Genomic DNA, 2,628 nt, shown 5'->3' with positions numbered 1-2,628 from the left:
GTAAAACATACGGGTATGTATCGTTGTGTAAGACCAGAGATGATACCCTATGGGGCATGTTATGGCGACGCCGTGCGCCCGTAGAGGGAGCAAGAGAACATGGTGATTGCAAACCATTAGGTCTTCCCTAAATGACCTAGCATCCCTTGACTAACCTTGGAGGGAAACTGAAGAGGGACAATAGCATGTCAAGAAAGCCGTAAGTTGATTAATCATCGAATCACGACTGAACGGCAAGATGTGAAATATGGATAAGGATGAAAGCTAGACTGCTTGAACGATAGCACAAGGAAGGCTACCGTAACTCATTTCGGAAGATGGTTATATACGAAATGTGGTAGATGACATAGCGATAAAGGTGTCGTCGCTATGTATAGGGACACTTACCATCCGCCACTATACGTGGAAACGTGTGAAAGTCGCATCCGAAACCATATGTGCAAGTCTCTTGTCTTCTAAACGGGGATTACCTAAGTTGGAAAGCCGGAAGGCTATTGAGGATGACTTCAAGGCTCTGCCAAGAAGTGTGGCTCATGAATATCTAATACGGTAACGGAGCCTTCATAGTAGTCCGAGCTAGGGAAAGCCTAGTGCATGGCGAAGGAAGGCAGTCTGTCCGCTTAAAAATGAAATTGGGGAGGTGCGAAAGGCATCATGCAAAGTCCAAAAGTAGTATTAAGCAACCTGCAAAGACAGTGTCAGAAGGAAGAGTATAAATTCCGAAGACTCTATCGAAATTTGTACAATCCAGAGTTTTATTTCACTGCATATGACAATCTGAGTAAAAATGATGGAGCACTCACGATGGGAGTAGATAAGCGTTCTATGGATGGATTTTCAATAGAAGTTATCGAAGGACTTATAGAAACTCTTAAACAACGGACATACCAACCGTTTCCATCAAAAAGAGTATATATCCCTAAGAAAAACGGAAAGAAAAGACCATTGGGTATACCTAGTTTTGCGGATAAATTGGTGCAAGAAGTTGTGAGAATGATATTGGAAGCTATATATGAACCTACATTCTCTATATCATCACATGCTTATCGAAAAGGAAAAAGTTGTCACACGGCACTTCAAGAAATCCAAAGAACGTTTACTGGTAGCAAGTGGTTCATTGAAGGGGATATTAAAGGTTTTTTCGATAATATCAATCATCATACCCTGATTGGCATTCTAAGAAAACGCATCGAAGATGAGGCATTTATTGAACTGATATGGAAATTTCTTCGTGCTGGATACATGGAAGAATGGAGATTTCATAATACCTTCAGCGGTGCACCACAAGGAGGTATTATTAGTCCACTTCTTTCTAATATCTACTTGAATGAGTTAGACCAATACATGATGGATTTTATACAACAATTCAATAAAGGTAAAAAGCGGAAGAAAAATCCTGACTATGAACGAAAATATACTCAAATGAGAAGCTTGATTCGGAAGTATAAAAATGCATTAGAAGAAGAGCAAATGGAAGAAGCACAACAACATTTAGAACAGGCTAAAGCGTTAAAGAAAGAATTACGAACAATTTCATATAGTAATCCAATGGATTCAAATTATAAGCGTCTTACTTATGTTAGATACGCTGATGATTTTCTAATTGGTGTAATTGGCTCGAAGTACGATGCAAGAAATATTAAGGAAACATTGACTGAATATCTAATGGAAACACTTCAATTGGAATTGTCACAAGAAAAAACGCTTATTACCCATGCTTCCGAAAAACATGCAGGATTTCTCGGTTACAACATTCGTATTTTCAGAGGAAGTGAACCTCGAAAAGATGCGATTGGAAGAGTATGTAGATACCTTAATGGAAAAGTTCAATTGAAAATGCCTCACGAAGCTTGGGTCAACAAGTTAAAGAAATACCAAGCTATTAAAATGAGTGCCGATGGCACTTGGATGCCAAAAGAAAGAGGATACTTCATTCATAATGAAGATTTAGAGATTGTCGCTCAATATAACAGTGAAATAAGAGGATTGTACAACTATTATCGGCTAGCAGAAAACGTGAGCAATCATATGCATCGTTTTGCTTACTTTATGTATTACTCTATGCTAAAAACATTTGCATCTAAGTATAGAGTTAAAACAAAAGAGATTCGAAAACGCTATGAGAAAAATAGACGATTTACTGTCACATATAAAACATCTCGAGGAGAAAAGCAAACCCATTTTATTGAACGTAGTTTTCCCCGAGAGAAACAGTCAAAAGAAGCGACCTTGGATTTAATTCCAGATACAAAATATGTGCTAAGTGAAACGAAACTCTCTGATCGAATCAAAGCAGAACTATGTGAATTGTGTGGAAAAACTAATACCACAATTCATATGCATCATGTAAAGAGATTGAAAGACATTAAAAATAAGCCGAACAAATCCTTTCTAGAGAAACGTATGGTTTCAAGGAATCGTAAAACCATAGCGTTATGTAAAGAGTGCCACGTTAAAAGGCATAAAGGAGAAGTCTAGCAGGAGACAGATGGAGAGCCGGATACATTGAGAGATGTAAGTCCGGTTCGGGGAGGAGCACTTGAAAACCTACTACAGTAATGTAGCAAGGCGTTGGGTGCTTACTCTACTTATATGTTGATGCGGTTTTGAAATATTTTATACCTGGCG

The 2,628-nt window shown here is 38.4% G+C and carries 1 protein-coding gene; it reads left to right on the top strand.

Going from position 1 to position 2,628, the window contains the following annotated elements; genetic code table 11:
• Positions 1-654: 654 nt before the first annotated feature.
• Positions 655-2,478, top strand: coding sequence for a reverse transcriptase/maturase family protein (locus ORL93_RS30675; RefSeq protein WP_265960335.1), 1,824 nt, complete (start codon positions 655-657; stop codon positions 2,476-2,478).
• Positions 2,479-2,628 lie beyond the last annotated feature (150 nt).

It is taken from the genome of Bacillus sp. DHT2, from assembly GCF_026241455.1.
Taxonomy (GTDB): Bacteria; Bacillota; Bacilli; order Bacillales; family Bacillaceae_G; genus Bacillus_A; species Bacillus_A pseudomycoides.
Note: the sequence above shows the minus strand (reverse complement) of the source record. Positions and strands in the feature narration are given on the sequence as shown.

Coding starts and splice junctions, on each gene's coding strand:
- ORL93_RS30675 (WP_265960335.1), top strand. CDS start 655: ATGCAAAGTCCAAAAGTAGTATTAAGCAACCTGCAAAGACAGTGTCAG.